The sequence below is a fragment of the Rhizobium sp. BK275 genome, assembly GCF_014193555.1.
Lineage (GTDB): Bacteria > Pseudomonadota > Alphaproteobacteria > Rhizobiales > Rhizobiaceae > Rhizobium.
In genome coordinates this window covers 151582-167427 of the sequence record NZ_JACHZL010000010.1, presented here as the reverse complement: position 1 = coordinate 167427, position 15846 = coordinate 151582, and the positions used below count along the sequence as shown (strand labels likewise).

General features: G+C 62.0%; 21 protein-coding genes. 6 read left to right on the top strand and 15 right to left on the bottom strand.

Annotated features, from left to right (window positions below):
• Nucleotides 1-121: 121 nt before the first annotated feature.
• Nucleotides 122-2557 (bottom strand): arylsulfatase, encoded by a 2436-nt coding sequence (locus tag FHT82_RS27880; protein ID WP_183735944.1) that lies wholly within the window; start codon nt 2555-2557, stop codon nt 122-124.
• 237 nt (nt 2558-2794) lie between these two features.
• Between FHT82_RS27880 and FHT82_RS27875 the strand changes: the two genes are divergently transcribed.
• Complete coding sequence (locus FHT82_RS27875; protein ID WP_183735943.1) at nt 2795-3805, top strand: AraC family transcriptional regulator; 1011 nt, start codon at nt 2795-2797, stop codon at nt 3803-3805.
• A gap of 258 nt (nt 3806-4063) precedes the next feature.
• On the opposite strand, the gene FHT82_RS27870 is transcribed toward FHT82_RS27875, so the two are convergent.
• The 10 genes from FHT82_RS27870 to FHT82_RS27825 form a co-directional block, all read right to left on the bottom strand.
• Nucleotides 4064-4594: an AAA family ATPase gene (locus FHT82_RS27870; protein WP_183735942.1), complete on the bottom strand. Its 531-nt coding sequence runs from the start codon at nt 4592-4594 to the stop codon at nt 4064-4066.
• A gap of 37 nt (nt 4595-4631) precedes the next feature.
• Nucleotides 4632-5033, bottom strand: a complete 402-nt coding sequence (locus FHT82_RS27865) for a type II toxin-antitoxin system VapC family toxin (RefSeq protein ID WP_183735941.1) — start codon at nt 5031-5033, stop codon at nt 4632-4634.
• Nucleotides 5030-5263 (bottom strand): AbrB/MazE/SpoVT family DNA-binding domain-containing protein, encoded by a 234-nt coding sequence (locus FHT82_RS27860; RefSeq protein ID WP_183735940.1) that lies wholly within the window; start codon nt 5261-5263, stop codon nt 5030-5032. Before FHT82_RS27860 ends, FHT82_RS27865 begins: the two co-directional genes overlap by 4 nt.
• A gap of 162 nt (nt 5264-5425) precedes the next feature.
• Nucleotides 5426-6601 (bottom strand): arsenite efflux MFS transporter ArsK, encoded by a 1176-nt coding sequence (arsK, locus tag FHT82_RS27855; RefSeq protein WP_183735939.1) that lies wholly within the window; start codon nt 6599-6601, stop codon nt 5426-5428.
• Nucleotides 6598-7305, bottom strand: coding sequence for an arsenical resistance protein ArsH (gene arsH, locus FHT82_RS27850; protein ID WP_183735938.1), 708 nt, complete (start codon nt 7303-7305; stop codon nt 6598-6600). The genes arsK and arsH overlap by 4 nt, the downstream gene beginning before the upstream one ends.
• Complete coding sequence (gene arsC / locus FHT82_RS27845; protein ID WP_183735937.1) at nt 7298-7726, bottom strand: arsenate reductase (glutaredoxin); 429 nt, start codon at nt 7724-7726, stop codon at nt 7298-7300. Before arsC ends, arsH begins: the two co-directional genes overlap by 8 nt.
• On the bottom strand, nt 7723-8430 hold the full coding sequence (locus FHT82_RS27840; protein ID WP_183735936.1) for an MIP/aquaporin family protein: 708 nt from the start codon (nt 8428-8430) through the stop codon (nt 7723-7725). Before FHT82_RS27840 ends, arsC begins: the two co-directional genes overlap by 4 nt.
• On the bottom strand, nt 8427-8870 hold the full coding sequence (gene arsN2 / locus FHT82_RS27835) for an arsenic resistance N-acetyltransferase ArsN2 (protein WP_183735935.1): 444 nt from the start codon (nt 8868-8870) through the stop codon (nt 8427-8429). Before arsN2 ends, FHT82_RS27840 begins: the two co-directional genes overlap by 4 nt.
• Nucleotides 8870-9400: an arsenate reductase ArsC gene (locus FHT82_RS27830; protein WP_183735934.1), complete on the bottom strand. Its 531-nt coding sequence runs from the start codon at nt 9398-9400 to the stop codon at nt 8870-8872. The genes arsN2 and FHT82_RS27830 overlap by 1 nt, the downstream gene beginning before the upstream one ends.
• A complete protein-coding gene (locus FHT82_RS27825) occupies nt 9397-9753 on the bottom strand; it encodes a metalloregulator ArsR/SmtB family transcription factor (RefSeq protein WP_183735933.1) in 357 nt (118 codons plus the stop codon). Before FHT82_RS27825 ends, FHT82_RS27830 begins: the two co-directional genes overlap by 4 nt.
• Nucleotides 9754-9795: 42 nt before the next feature.
• Between FHT82_RS27825 and FHT82_RS27820 the strand changes: the two genes are divergently transcribed.
• Nucleotides 9796-10320 carry a DUF6428 family protein gene (locus FHT82_RS27820; protein ID WP_183735932.1) on the top strand — a complete coding sequence of 175 codons (525 nt, stop codon included), beginning with the start codon at nt 9796-9798 and terminating at the stop codon, nt 10318-10320.
• 165 nt (nt 10321-10485) lie between these two features.
• Nucleotides 10486-10836: a DUF2200 domain-containing protein gene (locus FHT82_RS27815; protein ID WP_183735931.1), complete on the top strand. Its 351-nt coding sequence runs from the start codon at nt 10486-10488 to the stop codon at nt 10834-10836.
• Between the two features lie 97 nt (nt 10837-10933).
• On the opposite strand, the gene FHT82_RS27810 is transcribed toward FHT82_RS27815, so the two are convergent.
• Entirely contained in the window at nt 10934-12436 is a 1503-nt protein-coding gene (locus FHT82_RS27810) for a PLP-dependent aminotransferase family protein (RefSeq protein WP_183735930.1), read from the bottom strand.
• Between the two features lie 137 nt (nt 12437-12573).
• Between FHT82_RS27810 and FHT82_RS27805 the strand changes: the two genes are divergently transcribed.
• Together FHT82_RS27805 and FHT82_RS27800 are read left to right on the top strand one after the other, a co-directional pair.
• Nucleotides 12574-13194 (top strand): C39 family peptidase, encoded by a 621-nt coding sequence (locus FHT82_RS27805; RefSeq protein ID WP_183735929.1) that lies wholly within the window; start codon nt 12574-12576, stop codon nt 13192-13194.
• Nucleotides 13195-13233: 39 nt separating this feature from the next.
• On the top strand, nt 13234-14301 hold the full coding sequence (locus FHT82_RS27800; RefSeq protein ID WP_183735928.1) for a D-alanine--D-alanine ligase family protein: 1068 nt from the start codon (nt 13234-13236) through the stop codon (nt 14299-14301).
• A 55-nt stretch (nt 14302-14356) separates the two neighbouring features.
• On the opposite strand, the gene FHT82_RS27795 is transcribed toward FHT82_RS27800, so the two are convergent.
• The 3 genes from FHT82_RS27795 to FHT82_RS27785 all read right to left on the bottom strand — a co-directional run bounded on the left by FHT82_RS27795 (nt 14357) and on the right by FHT82_RS27785 (nt 15275).
• The gene (locus FHT82_RS27795) at nt 14357-14650 is read right to left on the bottom strand and encodes a hypothetical protein (RefSeq protein WP_183735972.1); all 294 of its coding nucleotides are present in this window, start codon (nt 14648-14650) and stop codon (nt 14357-14359) included.
• 101 nt (nt 14651-14751) lie between these two features.
• Nucleotides 14752-14952, bottom strand: coding sequence for a transcriptional regulator (locus FHT82_RS27790; RefSeq protein ID WP_246698237.1), 201 nt, complete (start codon nt 14950-14952; stop codon nt 14752-14754).
• Nucleotides 14953-15065: 113 nt separating this feature from the next.
• Nucleotides 15066-15275, bottom strand: a complete 210-nt coding sequence (locus FHT82_RS27785; protein ID WP_183735927.1) for a hypothetical protein — start codon at nt 15273-15275, stop codon at nt 15066-15068.
• Between the two features lie 175 nt (nt 15276-15450).
• Between FHT82_RS27785 and FHT82_RS27780 the strand changes: the two genes are divergently transcribed.
• Entirely contained in the window at nt 15451-15834 is a 384-nt protein-coding gene (locus FHT82_RS27780) for a VOC family protein (protein WP_183735926.1), read from the top strand.
• The last annotated feature ends 12 nt before the right edge of the window (nt 15835-15846 follow it).

Below are 15846 nucleotides of genomic sequence, written 5' to 3'. Positions count from 1 at the left end.
CCGATTTGCCATCGGGAGCCGACATTCAGCTCCCGATGGCGTCTTGACCTTTAAACAAGGAACAACAGCGTCTGTTGGTTTTCGACAGCCATCAAAACTCCTTGCCGGCACCGTCGGCTTCCTACTTCCCGGACGATCCAAGATTGACCGTCAGCTTGTCGATCTTGCCGGTGAATGAGAACGGCACCTGATAGTCCTCGTCGTCGACCGACGTTCCGGTGTCGATGCCCACGTTGAACGTCTCGTCCCAGGCCGTCGTAATCGGCAGGCTCTTCGGCATGGGATGGCTGTCGATGACCACGCCGTCCACCTTCAAAGTGCCGGTGCCGCCTTTGCCGAGGCCGGGACCGTCGTACTTCCAGTCGAACTCAAGCATGTGCTTGCCGGCTGCGAGCGGCTCCTTGCCCTGCCACTTGACCCGCTCCAGGTCCACCAGGTTCCATGTGAACACCGGCCTGCCCTTCAGCAGGTAGAAGCCGTAGCCGGCGAACCGGCCGCCATCGGTCATCAGCACGCCTTCCCCGCCCTCCGGCACGTCGATCTCGGCGGTGACCGTGTAGGACTTGTTGAGCAGGCTCGGCGCCGAGCCTGTATCGGGGAAAGGCACGTTCATCACCCGGCCCGTATAGGTGAACTCGGTGCGACCAGGAGCGTAGCTGGGCTTCTCCGAGATGAACCTTTGAAGGCGCGTATCGTCGAGCGGGAAGACATGGTACTTCGCCGCTTCCATCATGAACAGCTGCTGCATGTCGCGCAGCTTGTCGGGCTCTGCGGCGGCCAGGTCGTGGTTCTGCGTCCAGTCGTTGTTGGTGTCATACAGCTCCCACTTGAAGCTGTTCATTACATCCGGCGAAAGCTGCTCCAGGGTGAGAATCCAGGGTGCCCCTGTCGGCGGCGCCGAAGCCATCCAGCCGTCGTGATAGATGGCGCGGGAGCCAAACATCTCGAAATACTGGGTCGTCCGGCGATCGGGAGCGTTCGCGTCATCCCATGTATAGGCCATGCTCACCCCTTCGATCGGCCGCTGCGCAACACCGTTCACCGAAACCGGCTCAGGTAGGCCCGCTGCCTCAAGGATCGTCGGCACGACATCGATCACGTGATGGAACTGGTTGCGTATGCCGCCGGCGTCCTTGATGCGCGCAGGCCAGGATATGGCCATGCCGTTACGTGTTCCGCCAAAGTGGGAGGCAACCTCCTTGGTCCACTGATAGGGAGTGTCCCAGGCCCAGGCCCAGCCCACAGCGTAGTGCGGGTACGTCTGGTCGGTGCCCCAGGCGTCGTAGAACTTCATGTTCTGTTCGACGGTCGGGTTCACGGCATTGGCGACGGCGTATTCGTTGAACAGGCCGTTGAGCGTGCCCTCGGGGCTCGCGCCGTTGTCGCCGCTGATGTAGATGACAAGCGTATTGTCGAGCTTGCCGACGTCGTCGATCGCCTGGATCACGCGGCCGATCTCGTGGTCGGTGTAGGCCAGATACGCCGCGTATATCTCGGCCTGGCGGATGAAGAGCTTCTTTGCATCGGCCGACTGCGAATCCCACTGCGGGATGGTGTCCGGCCAGGCCGTGAGCTCGGCGCTCTCGGGGATCACGCCAAGCTTCTTCTGATTGGCGAAGATCGTGTCCCTAAGCTTGTTCCAGCCCTCATCGAAGAGGTGCATTGCGCTGATCTTGTCCACCCATTCCTTGGTCGGATGGTGCGGCGCGTGCGTGCCGCCGGGCGCGTAATAGATCATGAACGGACGGTCGGGCTGAACGTCGTGCAGCATGTTGACGTGCCCGATCGCCTCGTCTGCCATGGCAGTAATCAGGTTCCAGCCGGGGTTGCCGACATAAGGTTCGATCGGCGTGGTGTTGCGGAACAGGTTGTTCGGCTGCCATTGGCTCGTGTCGTCGCCGATGAAGCCGTAGTAGTTGTCAAACCCCTTGACCGGTCCGGTCGGCCAGTTATGGAACGGGCCGGCCTGGGTGCCCTCCCATTGCGGTACGTTGTGGTCCTTGCCGTACCAGGAGGTATCATAGCCGTTCTGCCTCAGGATCTCGCCGATGGCAACGGCGTCGCGCGGTATGACGCTGTCATAGCCGGGATAGCCCGTCGCCTGGTCGACGACGACGCCGGTGGCCACCGAGTGGTGGTTGCGGCCGGTGAGCAGCGCGGCCCGCGTCGGCGAGCACAGCGCCGTGGTGTGCATCCTGGTGTAGCGAAGGCCTTCGTTGGCGATGCGGTCGAGGGCGGGCGTCGGGATCACGCCGCCGAAGGTGGACGGGGCCGAGAACCCGACGTCGTCGGTCATGATCAGGAGAATGTTAGGGGCGCCCTTGGGCGGGACGATCAGAGCCGGCCAGGACGGCGTCGACTGCGCGGCGTTGGTTTGAATGTCGCCTTTGAACGCCTGCGGCGGATTCGGCAGATATCGGCCGTCGACGGTCGTCGTCGCATGCGGCGAGCCCGCCGTTCCGGGTGCCTCCTGGGCCAATGCCGCCGCCGCGCTGAGCGCGAAGGCAGCACCGAGTGCTGTCGCTAGCAAGTAGTGCTTGGGTTTCGACCTCGACATCCGACCTCTCCTCTTCGAGTCGCAGCAGCGCATAGGATTTGGATTAGCCGCACCCTTGCACCCGGGTGCGTGGGGTGAGACTGCTTGGCAGCAATGCCCCGTGCCCGCTGGCTCCGCCAATATCAACGGGCGTCAGGGTCAGATTTACTTAGACGATATTGCATAGAATGCAGCCTTTACTTCTGTCTTGACAATTCGTGCCATCGACAGCTTTAATTCCTTCCCGACGGGGGCACTATGGACGGGGGAATTACTGACCATTCGGCGAGCTTCAGGGTCGGCTCGTCTTTTTTGCTGCCCCAGCTCATCCGATCGCTGGGACATTCCCCTGAGGCTGTCTTCGAAGCCGCTGGTGTTGATCTCGCGCTCTACGGTCACCCTGAGAACCGGATTGCCGTCGAAGATCTTGGCAAGCTCTTTGCGTGCTCGTCGCAAGCTACCGGGCGTCCCGACATCGGACTGCTGATTGCGGAAGACTTTCGCCCGCTCGGTCTTGGATTGGTTGGCGTTCTTGCCTCGGAGGGGCCGGATGTCAGGACGGCTCTCAATAACCTCGTTCGCCTGCTCCAGCACAACACCTTGGCCGGGTATCCGACGGTTTCGGTGAGCGGAAGGACGGCCGCCTGCGGATTCGATCTGAGGCATTCCGATTTTGCCGGAGCGAACTTCATCCTTGACGGCGCGATTGGCATCATCTTCCATTTGATGCAATGGCTCTGTGGTCCGTTCTGGTCGCCCGAAGAAGTCCATCTCAGCCGGCGCACGCCAACGAACCCGCGACCGTTTCAGGACTTTTTCGGCGCACCCATCCGATTCTCCGCCACTGAGGATGCCGTGCTCTTCTCCGCCGACTGGCTTGCCAGCCCGGTTGTTCGCGAAGAACACCGCCGGAAATCGAATTCTCCCGAAATCGCGGCCGCGCCTTTCTCCGAATTCGTCAGACGGCAGGTTGCGATCGGTTTGGGGTTCGGCCCAATGGATGCCCAGATCATTGCGAAGGAGCTCGGCATGTCCCGTCGCCATCTATTCCGGCGCCTGGCGGTGGAGGGCACGACCTGTCAAGAGGTCATCGACGATGTGAAATTCTCCCGCGCCCGCCATCTTCTCGAAGCGGGGGATGCGCCCATCGCCGACATTGCGTTTGCCTTGGGCTACCCCGACCAAAGCTCCTTTACACGGGCCTTCACGCGGTGGTCAGGCGCGCCGCCGAGCGCATGGCGCAAGCGGAACTGGCCCAAAAGTCCGTGATTGGCGCGGTGTAGGCTGCAGCATCGTTGGATCGTTGCTACAGGATCGAGAGCTACGCTGTCAGCGCGCGGCTGGCCGCACCGGCGTCGACGTCGCCTGCGCGAAGGTCCGCTTCGAAGAAGCCTGATTGATGTCCGGAATGCGCAACCACGGGGGCGCGAAGCCGCCTTTTATGATCGGACCGTCGAATGACTGCTTCGGGCCGAAAGCAGCAAAGCTCCGCCGCCGCGATCGAACCGGATGACAGCCCGCCTCCCCTCAGCCGGCCGCTCCGCATTTCGACAGGATATCGTCGACGACGGAGGCGAGCGGCCGCGTAGCGTCGATGGTCGCCGCGTCCTTGGGAGTGTCTTCTTTCGTTGCATGCACCCGTAAGACCAGGTCTCGTTCGTCCGGTTTTCCGCCGAACTCGTCGTCAGCCCTGCCGGCAAGCCGCCTCTTCAGCGTCTCCGGATCGACGTCGAGAACGAAAACCCCATCGAAGAGATCGATGAAGCGATGGAAATTCCGCGAGCCGCCGCAGAAGAAGGAAATCGGGTGGCTTTTGTCCGCGACGAGCGATTTGACTTTGTCGAGATGCCAAATGTGGTGCCTATGCCGAAAATTTATATCCAGACTATTCTGCGCATGCTCAGAGCTGACAAGCGCCTCGCCCGTCCGGGGATCGCCCTGATAAGCCAGCTCACGGTCGCCATGGATAACGTGGTAACCGCGCCGTTGCAGTTCGGTTGCGACCGAGGTCTTGCCGGTCCCGGAAACGCCTTCGATCAAATAATTCCTGATGCCCATTTCGCTCTCGTTCGGTAAACCGCACGCCCTTCAATCATCACGCTGGTGATATCAACTCGACGGTCGGGAAATAGGAGCGGTACCGGCCGACATCGCGCGTCAGGACCGGCAATCTCTGAACCGCAGCATGCGCGCCGATGAGAAAATCCGGCAGGACACCGGTACGGGACCCGCCAGCGCGGCGATACTGCGTGAACGCCTTTCCTGCCAGAAACAACGCGGCACGCGGAAAAGGCGCCAGGATCAGTCCCGCTTCGTCGATAAAGGCATCCAGCTCCTCGATGCGCTCGTAGCGGACGGCGAGCTCCGCATAGATGATATCGTTGATGAGCAATGGACCCACGAGACTGGCCGCTTCGAGCTGGTCTATCGACCAGTCGGCCCAGACCGGGTCGTTCGTTACGAGGTCGAGCAGCACATTGGTATCGACAAGCGTCACGCATCACCGCGGGTGAGCGCCATGATCGCATCCGTGGTGAGGCCCTTCCCGGCATGTCCGCGAAGCTGCTCGAAGCGGCTCGCCGGCTTTTTCCTGTCAGCCCGCGTCAGCACCACGCTGCCATCTGCAGCCCTGTGAAAGTCGACCTTGCTTCCAGGCGTGATCCCCAGGAATTCGCGAACCGCTTTCGGGATCGTCACCTGCCCTTTCGCCGTTACCGTGGTGCTCATGATCGCAATCCTGTAATACCGCTCCACAATCAGGTATTACTTTTTGCCTCCGGTTTCAAGTTCAGGTCATCAATCGGCCACCTGCAATGGAATGCACCCGGCCGACAGAAATCCGGCGGAGGGACCTTCCCTTTGCCGGAAGCACTTCCGGCGGGGCTGCGGTCATTGCAACAGCGCGAGAGAAGATAAAGCGATGATGGAAAGCCCGCCGAGCGCGGCCACGATGCCGAGCGACGTTGCGATGCCCAGATTCTCCATCGCGAAGGCCAGCACGAAGGGCGCGAGCGCTGACAGGATCAGCCGCGCCGCCATCATCTTGCCCTGCAGCTTGCCGTAGCCCTCGCTGCCGAAAAGATGGAGCGGCAAGGTGCCGGTGACGATGCTGAGCAGGCCGTTGCCCATGCCGAAAATGATGGCGAAAACCATGGCGCCCGGCACGGATGGGGCCGAGAACAGCAGAACCAGCACGCCGCCTGGAATGAGCATCGCCGCGATGACGGCCAGATGGAGCGGGGGCAGGTTCTTGCCGAAGATCATGTTGATCAGCCGGCTGCCGACCTGCGACGGCCCGAACAGCGTGCCGACAAGCGCGGCTGTGGCGCCAAGCCCAAGTCCCGAGAGCAGCGGCACCAGGTGCACCAGCATGGCAGAGCTCGACAGCGACATCAGCGAGAAACCCGCAACCATGATCGCAAAGCCGAGCCGGCGGCGTTGCGGCGGCAAACGTCCCACCACCGGCGGGGCAGCGGCCGATGCGACGGCCCGGCGCGCGGTTCCGCTGCGCGACAGCCACGCGTGAACAGGCAGGCAGATGGCAAGGTTGAGGAAGGCGAAGACAAGATAGACGTTCTGCCAGCTGAGATGTGCATGCAGCGCCGTGGTGATCGGCCAGAAGATCGTCGAGGCGAAGCCGGCAATCAGCGTCAGATAGGTGATGCTGCGGGAAGCGACCTGCGGGCGGATCTGCACGAGCAGCGCAAAGGCGGCGCCGTATTGAACGAGATTGGCGGAGACCTCGATGGCGATCAGCGCGGCAACATAGGCGGCCTTGTTGGGGGCGAAAGCGCAGGCGGTCAGCGCAACGGCCGCCGCAAGAGAGCCTGCTGTCATCACCCTGCCCGCGCCGATCCTGTCGAACAGCACGCCCAGCCACGGCGCCGTGAGGCCGCCGACCAGAAGAGCGGCAGACAGCGCGCCGAACACCCATTCGCTCGACCACAAAAACTGCGCGGCCATGTCGGGTGCGAGGATGCTGAAGCTGTAATAAAGCGTGCCGTAGCCGATGATCTGCGTGACGCCGAGCGCGGCGACGGCAGCAAGCGGAACGCGTTCACTCATATGGATTTCAGGCTCACGCGTTGCTCCAGTTTCTGAGCTTCCTCCTTCCGTTCGCTGTAGCGATCTGTGAGGTAGCCGGACGCGTCGCGCGTCAGCCAGGTGAACTTCACCAGTTCTTCGCAGACATCGACGACGCGATCGTAATAGGATGACGGTTTCATGCGGCCGTCAACGTCGAATTCCTGGAATGCCTTCGCCACCGACGACTGGTTCGGGATGGTGATCATCCGCATCCAGCGACCGAGGATGCGCAACTGCCCAACCGCATTGAAAGACTGCGAACCGCCGGAGACCTGCATGACGGCGAGCGTCTTGCCCTGCGTCGGCCGGATGGAACCGACCGATAGCGGAATCCAGTCGATCTGCGCCTTCATGATGCCGGTCATTGCGCCGTGGCGCTCGGGGCTCACCCAGACCTGACCTTCGGACCATTGCGACAGTTCGCGCAACTCCTGCACCTTGGGATGCGACACGGGAGCACCATCCGGCAGCGGCAGGCCTTCCGGATTGTATATGCGCACCTCGCAGCCGAAATGTTCGAGCAGCCGCCCCGCCTCCTGCGCAAGCAGGCGGCTATAGGAGACGGCGCGAAGCGAGCCATAGAGGATCAGGATGCGCGGCTTGTGCGTCGAGAATGGAGGCCGCAGCGCCCCGAAGTCGACCTGGCGCAGATGTGCCGGCGAAGCAGCAGGCAGATCAGACAATGCGCTTGCCCTCGGCGTCGAGCACCTTCTCGCCGTCTTCCTTGGTGAAAGCGCCCCTATGTGTATCCGGCAGAATATCCAGAACCACCTCCGAAGGACGCGCGAGTCGCGTGCCGGAAGGCGTGATGACGAAGGGCCGGTTGATCAGGATAGGGTCTTTGAGCATGGCGTCGAGCAATTGCTCGTCCGTCAGGGATGGATTGTCGAGGCCGAGTTCCGCGTAGGGCGTGCCCTTTTCGCGGATCGCCTCCCGCACCGTCAGGCCGGCATCGGCAATCATCTTCACCAGTTCTTCGCGCGACGGCGGGTTTTTCAGATATTCGATCACGGTGGGCTCGATGCCGGCGTTCCGGATCATCGCCAGCGTGTTGCGCGATGTGCCGCAGTCGGGGTTGTGGTAGATCGTGACGTCCATGGTCATGGGGTGGGTTCCGTCTCTGTGAGGGTGTCGGGATTGCGGGCGTCCATCAGCAGCCAGCCGACGAGCATCGTCGCCAGCAATGCGCCGACGACTTCCGCGACGATGAAGCCCGGCAGATCGATCGGGCGGATGCCGGAGAATGTGTGCGTCATCGATCGGGCAATCGCGACGGCCGGATTGGCAAAGGACGTGGATGCCGTGAACCAGTAGGCGGCGGTGATATAGAGGCCAACCAGCCATGCCACGGCATCGGCGCGGAAGCGGATGCCTGACAGGATGACGAAGACGAGGCCAAAGGTCGCCGTCACCTCGGCGAGCCATTGCGCACCGCCTGACCGTATCGTGTCCGAGGCTTGCAGCAAAGGCAGGGCGAACATGCCATGCGCCAGCATCGTGCCGGCAATGCCGCCAAGGATCTGCGCAGCGATATAGGCCGGAACCGAACCGGCCGGCAATTCGCGGCGCAGCGCAAAGACCAGCGAGACGACCGGATTGAAATGCGCACCCGATATTGGACCGAGAACGGTAATCAGCACGACGAGGATTGCACCGGTCGCCAGCGTATTGGCAAGCAGCGCCAGCGCCGTATCATCCGTCAGACCGTCGGCCATGATGCCCGAGCCGACGACGGTTGCCACCAGCAACAGCGTGCCCAGAGCTTCGGCGGCCAATCGCCGTGACAGCGGAAATGTCTGCGCGCTCATGCCGGCAGGCTCCGGACCATCAGGGCGGCGGATGCCGGGCACAGGCTTGCCGCCTGCCGCGTCGCCAGGATGGCCGCCGGCGCTTCATCGCGGGCGATGGAACGAAACCCGAGCGCCTGAAAGAAGGGAGCGACGGTATCGGTCAACAGGTAGGCGGCGTCGGCGCCTTCCATATGGGCCTGATCGAGAAGGCTCAGGGTGATCGCCTGGCCGAAGCCAAGGCCTCGGCGATCGGATATCACGACGATGGAACGCAGAAGCGCGCACTCTCCGTAGAGTTCCAGTCCGCCGAAGCCGACAGTCTCGCGATCACGCGAAAACCGGTAGAAGCGTCGGTCGGCATCTGTGAGGTCATCGACCGGAAGCCCGGCACCCGAAAGCGCGGCGCGAAGGCCGTCGTCATGGCCTTCCAAGGCCTGCTGATTGAGATCGAAACCCATCAGCTTGCCTTGGGCTGCTTGATGCTGGCGCCTTCCATCGTCCCGATCTGGCGCAGATGCGATTCCAGCGCCAGTTTGTCGATCGACGCGAGCGGCAGGCTGATGAAGGACATGATGCGGTTCTTCAGGAAGCGGGCGGCCTGGGCGAAGGCGCGGCCAATCTCCACTTCGCTGCCTTCCACGGCGGCTGGATCCTCAACGCCCCAATGAGCAGTCATCGGATGACCGATCCAGACGGGGCAGGCCTCGCCGGCAGCGCTGTCGCAAACTGTGAAGATGAAATCCATCTCAGGCGCACCCGGTTCTGCAAATTCATCCCAGCTTTTCGAGCGAAAGCCCGTTGTCGGATAGCCTAGTGCCTCAAGCTCCTTCAGGGCATGCGGATTGACCTCGCCCTTCGGCTGACTGCCGGCCGAATAGGCCTTGAAGCGGCCTTTGCCTTCCGTATTCAGGATGGATTCCGCCAGGATCGAACGGGCCGAATTGCCCGTGCAGAGAAAGAGCACATTGTAGACGCGGTCAGTGGTCATTGCAGTTTCTCCTCCATTTTAGGGGTGCAGCAGGCCGCGACCTCAGCGGCAGGCGCACAGATTTCCGGGTGACCGGAGCAGCAGTCTTCCATCAGGAAGCGAACAAGGCCTCCGAGCGCTTCATAGTTCGCGGTGTAGATGATCGAGCGGGATTCGCGCTGTTGCGCGATCAGGCCGGAACGTTCGAGTTCCTTCAAATGAAAGGACACATTCGATGGCGAAACTTCGAGCTTCTCCGCAATCGCGCCGGCCGCCATGCCGTCAGGGCCGGTGACGACTAGCATGCGAATGATGTGCAGTCGCGTTTCCTGGGACAATGCGCCGAATGCGATGAGGGCTTGACGTTGATCCATATTTCAACAATCCTTGAATCGTTGAAACGAGGATTAGCGCAAATGAACGCCATCGACAACAGCAAAATGCACAAGGACGATATCTGCCTCGGCGACCTCATGGGTGTGCTTTCGGCAGCCAGGGATTGTCAGCTGATTTTCTATTACGACGGACGACCGGTGAAGCCGGGCTATCACGTCACTGAGGTCAAGGCAGGCCAGTTCTCGGCGCTCGACTGCGGCGCCAACCCGGAGGCCTGGACGGAGATTTTCATTCAGCTCTGGGACATCGACGAGGATGACCGCACCCACATGCCCGCCGGCAAGTTCTACGCCATCATCCGCAAGGTTACCGAACACGTCAGGCTCGACGATACCGCCAGGCTGACCTTCGAAGTCAGCGACGGTGTCCAGCCGATGCAGCTCTATTGCGCGGCGATGCCAACGCTCCGCGCCGGCGCGGTGCATGTCGAACTCTCGCCGCGACCCGCAAGCTGCAAGCCGCGTGACCGATGGCTCGCCGAGCAGGCGCAGGCCACCACCTGCTGCGGATCGGCGACCGCTGCGAAATGCTGCGGCCAGTCCTGACGACCGCTTCGGGCCGCCCCGAAGACGGTGTGTACTCGGCCTGTCCAAGGCGGCATCGGCACGCGTCCCACGCAAAGATCCGGCGGAATCGCGCCGCAAAGGGTGACACGACGCGGCTCTCGGCTATCTTCCACCAAGGAAGATCTGAAACCCTTGGGAGGAGGCATGACGAAGCATCGTATCTATTCCGTCAGCGTTGCGAGCGTTTACCCCCACTATGTCGCCAAGGCCGAAAAGAAGGGACGCACCAAGGCGGAGGTCGATGAGATCATTTGCTGGCTGACGGGGCACAGCCCGGAAAGCCTGGACGATCAGCTGACGCAGAAGACCAGCTTTGAGGATTTCTTTGCGCAGGCGCCTGCGATGAACCCTTCCCGATCGCTGATTACCGGTATCGTCTGCGGCGTGCGCGTCGAAGACATCGAGGAGCCGACCATGAGGGAGATCCGCACCCTCGACAAGCTGATCGACGAACTGGCCAAGGGAAAAGCGATGGAGAAGATCCTGCGGGGGTAGCGATGCCGATACTCCCGAATCAGAAAAGTTCCGAAGGTTCGCTTTGGAGGAAGGTTGGAGCCCGCCGCCTTAATAAATGCTCGGTTCTGCAGCCCCCTCACCTTACCGTCAAAAACGTCCCACCCGCAAACACCTCTGCAAGCACCCGCGTCCCCATATCCGCCTCCTCCTCCGAAAGCCCGGAAAACCCGAGCAGCAACCGCGACCGATCTGTCGAGACCACATTCATCCGCGACAGCGGCATCACCACCACGCCCTTCCTCAGCGCCGCAGCGGAAACCACCGTGTCGTCGTCCCAGCCGCCGGTGCTCCTGACAGTGAGATTGATGCCCTGATCCGGCAGCAGCACCGCCAGATGCTCCGCCAACCGTTCCCCCAGAAACCCCGCCAGCATGTCGCGCGAGGCCCGAAGCCGCTCCCTGAGCCGCCGCAGATGCGCCGGAAAATAGCCCTCCTCCAGAAAATCGGCGATCACCCGCTGCTGGAAGCTCGGCGGGCAACGGTCGACGGCGGGGCGCACGGCGCGGAAGGCAGGCACGAGATCGGCGGGGACCACGAGATAGCCGATGCGCAGGCTCGGCAGCAGCGCCTTGCTGAAGGTGCCGGTGTAGAGAACGCGGTTTGCCTTGTCGAGGCCGTGCAGCGAGGCGATCGGGTGGCCTTGATAGCGGAATTCGCTGTCGTAATCGTCCTCGATGATCCAGCAATCGTTCTCCTCGGCATAGGAAAGCAGCCCGAGCCGGCGCGAGAGCGACAGCACCGAGCCGACCGGATACTGGTTGGAGGGCGTGACGTAGAAGGCGGCGGGCGGCGGCAGCGTTCCGCCCAGCAGACGGGAAATATCGATGCCGTCAGCGTCGACCGGCAGGCCGACGACATCGATGCCGTTCAGGACGAGGCATTGCCGCGCCGGCGGATAACAGGGATCTTCGACGACGGCCGTATCGCCTGGCGTCATCAGCACGCGGAAGGCAAGGTCGAGCGCCTGCTGCGTACCCGCCGTGATGAAGATCTGGTCGGGGCTGCAGCGCACCCCGCGCGAGACGGCAAGATGGGCGCTGATCGCTGCTCTCAGCCGCAAGTCGCCCTGGATGTCGCCATAGCCTTCGAAAGCATAGTTCATATGCCCTGCGGCGATGCGGTTCAAAAGCCGCGCCGTGCGCTCGTCATGGGCGATGCGGCCGGTGACGAATGGCAGGGCCTTCTGCGGCTCCAGGCTCGGCCCGCGCGTCAGGATATTGATGGCGGCGGCCGACACGCTGCGGCGGATGGTTTGCGCGCTGGCGGCATCCGAGGGATCGATCCGCGTCGCACCTTCGGGAACAGAAGAGGCGATATAGGTGCCTGAGCCGTGACGGGCGACCGCAAAACCCTCCGACATCAGGATTTCATAGGCTTCCGCAATGACGCCGCGCGAAATGCCCCATTCCGCTGAGGCAAGCCGCGTCGAGAGCAGTCGCTGTCCGGCGGCTAGCCGCCCTTCCGCCACGGCATTCCGTAACGAGAGGTAAAGCTGCCGCGGCAAAGGTGCCGATGACGACGGATCGAGATCAGGCCGGAAAGAAGCCGATGGCGCTTCGCGTCTTCTCGTCAGCGTCATGAAAGCTCCCCACCCCCAATAGCCGGTACAAGTGGCTCACGCACGATGAGCAAAGTGGACCTTCAAAGTCTTGTCAGAATGCATTTAGATTGAGCCACTTTCAAGCGGGATTCGCATCGCAATGCCCAGGAGACGACATGAATCAAGCAAAGCTCGACGTGCCCTATTTCAGCCAGTGGGAGTCACCTGAAATGACCCTGCCCGTGCTGGCCGAAGGTGCGAGCGCCCTGCACCGCGATGTCAACTGGAAAAATTCCGGCGCCGAGACGATCGAGGAATATGCGCGCTGGGCGGTCAATGTCTGCGGCATGGCCTGCCTGAAGATGATCCTGGCCGCCCGCGGCGAGGCGCATCCGATCCTCTCGCTCGCAAGAACCTGCACCAGCTATGGCGGCTATATCGTCAACGAGGCCGACGCCTCGATCAAGGGGCTGATCTATGCGCCCTTCGTGACCTTCGTGCGCGAGCGCTTCGGGCTTTCGGCGGATGTGAAGACACAGGTGCCGGCGCAAACCATTCCCGAAATCCTCTCCTCCCATCGCTTCTTCATCGCCTCGGTCAGCAGCGCGATCCGCTGGCCGGAGCGCGAACCGCCAGGCAAAGGCGGCCATCTGGTGCTGGTGACGGCGGCCGATGAAGGCAGCGTGCGCTTCCACAACCCGTCCGGCCACGAGCGCGCCACCCAGGCCGATGTCACCCTGCCGCTCGCCACCTTCGACCGCTTCTTCGCCAACAGAGGCATTGCGGTCGGCCTTTAGAGGCTTTGTTTCCGCGCAATTCTTTTCAAGGAGATTTTCATGAGCCCTTCCCAATCCAGGCTGCGCATCGCCGTGCTTTTCGGCGGCCGTTCCAGCGAACACGACGTCTCCGTGATGTCGGCCACCAATGTCATGCGTGCGCTCGATCCCGAACGATATGACGCCCTGCCCGTCTTCGTGAGCAAGGACGGCCGCTGGCTGCAGAGCCGCTTCATCGATGGCGAACTCGACAAGCCCTCCTCCGGCACCGAACTCTGCCTCGTGCCCGGCGGCCATGGCCGAATGCTGGCGATCGGCCCCGATGGCAAGGCCACTGATGCCGGCAGGATCGACATCCTCTTCCCGGTCCTGCATGGCCTGCATGGGGAAGACGGCGCCGTTCAGGGGCTCTGCCAGGTGGCGCGCGTGCCGCTTGCCGGCTGCGGCATCCTGGGCTCGGCAACGGCGCTCGACAAGGATATCGCCAAGCAGTTGCTAAAGGCCGCCGGCCTGCCGGTGGCCCGCTCGGTGACACTGGATCAGGAAAGCCCGCCTGCGCTGGAAACGCTGGAAGGCGCGCTCGGCCTGCCGCTCTTCATCAAGCCGGCCCGCCAGGGCTCCTCCGTCGGCGTGCGAAAAGTCTCCGGCAGCCAGGAATTCGCCCCCGCGCTGGCAGAGGCCTTCAGCCATGACCGCAAGCTCATCGCCGAGGAATTCATCGCCGGACGCGAGATCGAATGCAGCGTGCTCGAAGACACGAAGGGCGGCCTCTTCGTCTCCCGCCCCGGCGAGATCGCGCCCGCCGAAAGCCACGGCTTCTACAGCTACACCGCCAAATATCTCGACGAGAACGGCGCTGCCCTGAAAGTGCCGGCCGAACTGCCCGCCGAGGTCGAAACCCGCATCCGCGACATGGCCGCCCGCGCCTTCCGGGCGCTGGGCTGCGACGGCATGGCCCGCGTCGATTTCTTCCTGATGGAGGACATGCGCTTCGTCGTCAACGAGGTGAACACCATTCCGGGCTTCACCGATATCAGCATGTATTCCAAGGCGATGGCCGCCAGCGGTGTGGCCTATGCCGAGGTCATCGACCGGCTGGTGGAGCATGGGTTGGCGCGAGGGGCTTGATCTCCGACCGTAAGAAAAGGCCCCTCCCCAACCCCTCCCCACAGGTGGGAGGGGCTTAAACTGCCGCAACAAATGCCTTGGTGAACAAGTAGACTGCGACCGGCATCATAAAAATCGAAATGACAACCGCCCACGCCCGCCTGTAAAGGACGAATTTGCTCTTTAATTCTGATGGGATGGCTTGACTACGCAGATCAATTTCCGGGAGGCCCTTCCCGATTTTGGTCACCAAATTGGGTCCGTATTTATTCACCTCATTTGCCAAGCGTTCGAAAGCGATGAGCATGCCGACGTGGAAAATCCCCGCCCCTATGAGACTTCCGATCGCGAAAACTCCAAGGAAATGCATCCCGCCTCCTCCACATCTCACTTTTCCATAAAACTTGAAAACCTGAACGAGAATTATTTCTGCGTTAGCTGGACGAAACCTCGCCGCCATCGCCGACTTGATCACCTCAACCGGGGGCTCGCAGCCGGGATCCGATAGTGCCTGGTCTCATACTGTAAGATCAGAAGGACGAGCGCGTCGAAATGCGCAGCGTCATCGGACCCTTCGCCGGGTTCGTTCTCGAAATACGGCCGGACTTCCTTCAACGCCGCATTGTATTCGTCCTCACCCTGAAGCGTTCGAAGAGCTTTCAAATCCAACATATCGATCTCCCCTCACCTCAGAGTTCTTTCACGTCGATCGCATCGTATTCAGCGCGCGTCCCGCCAACGTCGAAGATAACCTTGTTGCCGGCGACGATATCTGCTCGCCCGCCCTATTTCCAGGCCGGCTCGTTTTTCTTCTCGTAATCGCCGAATGCCTTCTTCAGCCCGCCCAGCACCTCGGCTGCAGTTTCGAACATCGCCTTCAGCTGCGGCTCGTCGACATGAACGATATCTTCCCGCAGATGGTCCATCATCTCCTGAAGGCGCACCTGCATTTTCTGCGTATGGTGACGCGGATCTCGATCGGCTGCACTGACCATCAGTATTCTCCCATGGTTCGGGTTTCGATGAACCGCCAGTCCGTCTGGCGGCTGCAGGCCGAACGCCTGCCCTCCGGTCCCGGTTCCCGATCTCCCTCACACGGCTACAAGATCTCGACCCGAACGCCATATATCCGATGCTGCACGCCCCTACCTTATCCGAAGGAGGAATTGAATGGCCACAGTCAGCGTTCGTTATATCGTCGACGATGTCGATGCAGCGATTGCCTTCTATACGCAATCGCTCGGCTTTACGCTCACCATGCATCCGGCGCCGAGCTTCGCCATGCTCACCCGAGGCGATCTTCGCCTGCTCGTAAACGGCACGACCGGGCCAGGCGGCGCGTCCCAGCCCATGCCGGATGGACGCCGGCCCGAACCCGGCGGATGGAACCGCATCCAGCTGGAGGTCGACAATATCGAAGACGAGGTCGCACGCCTGCGCAGATCAGGCACACGGTTTCGCAACGAGATCGTCGCCGGAATGGGCGGCAAGCAGGTCCTCGTCGAAGACCCCGCCGGCAACGCCATCGAATTGTTCGAGCCGCCCAAAAAGTAGCTGGAGCAATTC

Coding starts and splice junctions, on each gene's coding strand:
- FHT82_RS27880 (WP_183735944.1), bottom strand. CDS start 2,557: ATGTCGAGGTCGAAACCCAAGCACTACTTGCTAGCGACAGCACTCGGT.
- FHT82_RS27875 (WP_183735943.1), top strand. CDS start 2,795: ATGGACGGGGGAATTACTGACCATTCGGCGAGCTTCAGGGTCGGCTCG.
- FHT82_RS27870 (WP_183735942.1), bottom strand. CDS start 4,594: ATGGGCATCAGGAATTATTTGATCGAAGGCGTTTCCGGGACCGGCAAG.
- FHT82_RS27860 (WP_183735940.1), bottom strand. CDS start 5,263: ATGAGCACCACGGTAACGGCGAAAGGGCAGGTGACGATCCCGAAAGCG.
- arsK (WP_183735939.1), bottom strand. CDS start 6,601: ATGAGTGAACGCGTTCCGCTTGCTGCCGTCGCCGCGCTCGGCGTCACG.
- arsC (WP_183735937.1), bottom strand. CDS start 7,726: ATGACCATGGACGTCACGATCTACCACAACCCCGACTGCGGCACATCG.
- FHT82_RS27840 (WP_183735936.1), bottom strand. CDS start 8,430: ATGAGCGCGCAGACATTTCCGCTGTCACGGCGATTGGCCGCCGAAGCT.
- arsN2 (WP_183735935.1), bottom strand. CDS start 8,870: ATGGGTTTCGATCTCAATCAGCAGGCCTTGGAAGGCCATGACGACGGC.
- FHT82_RS27830 (WP_183735934.1), bottom strand. CDS start 9,400: ATGACCACTGACCGCGTCTACAATGTGCTCTTTCTCTGCACGGGCAAT.
- FHT82_RS27825 (WP_183735933.1), bottom strand. CDS start 9,753: ATGGATCAACGTCAAGCCCTCATCGCATTCGGCGCATTGTCCCAGGAA.
- FHT82_RS27820 (WP_183735932.1), top strand. CDS start 9,796: ATGAACGCCATCGACAACAGCAAAATGCACAAGGACGATATCTGCCTC.
- FHT82_RS27815 (WP_183735931.1), top strand. CDS start 10,486: ATGACGAAGCATCGTATCTATTCCGTCAGCGTTGCGAGCGTTTACCCC.
- FHT82_RS27810 (WP_183735930.1), bottom strand. CDS start 12,436: ATGACGCTGACGAGAAGACGCGAAGCGCCATCGGCTTCTTTCCGGCCT.
- FHT82_RS27805 (WP_183735929.1), top strand. CDS start 12,574: ATGAATCAAGCAAAGCTCGACGTGCCCTATTTCAGCCAGTGGGAGTCA.
- FHT82_RS27800 (WP_183735928.1), top strand. CDS start 13,234: ATGAGCCCTTCCCAATCCAGGCTGCGCATCGCCGTGCTTTTCGGCGGC.
- FHT82_RS27795 (WP_183735972.1), bottom strand. CDS start 14,650: ATGCATTTCCTTGGAGTTTTCGCGATCGGAAGTCTCATAGGGGCGGGG.
- FHT82_RS27790 (WP_246698237.1), bottom strand. CDS start 14,952: ATGTTGGATTTGAAAGCTCTTCGAACGCTTCAGGGTGAGGACGAATAC.
- FHT82_RS27785 (WP_183735927.1), bottom strand. CDS start 15,275: ATGGTCAGTGCAGCCGATCGAGATCCGCGTCACCATACGCAGAAAATG.
- FHT82_RS27780 (WP_183735926.1), top strand. CDS start 15,451: ATGGCCACAGTCAGCGTTCGTTATATCGTCGACGATGTCGATGCAGCG.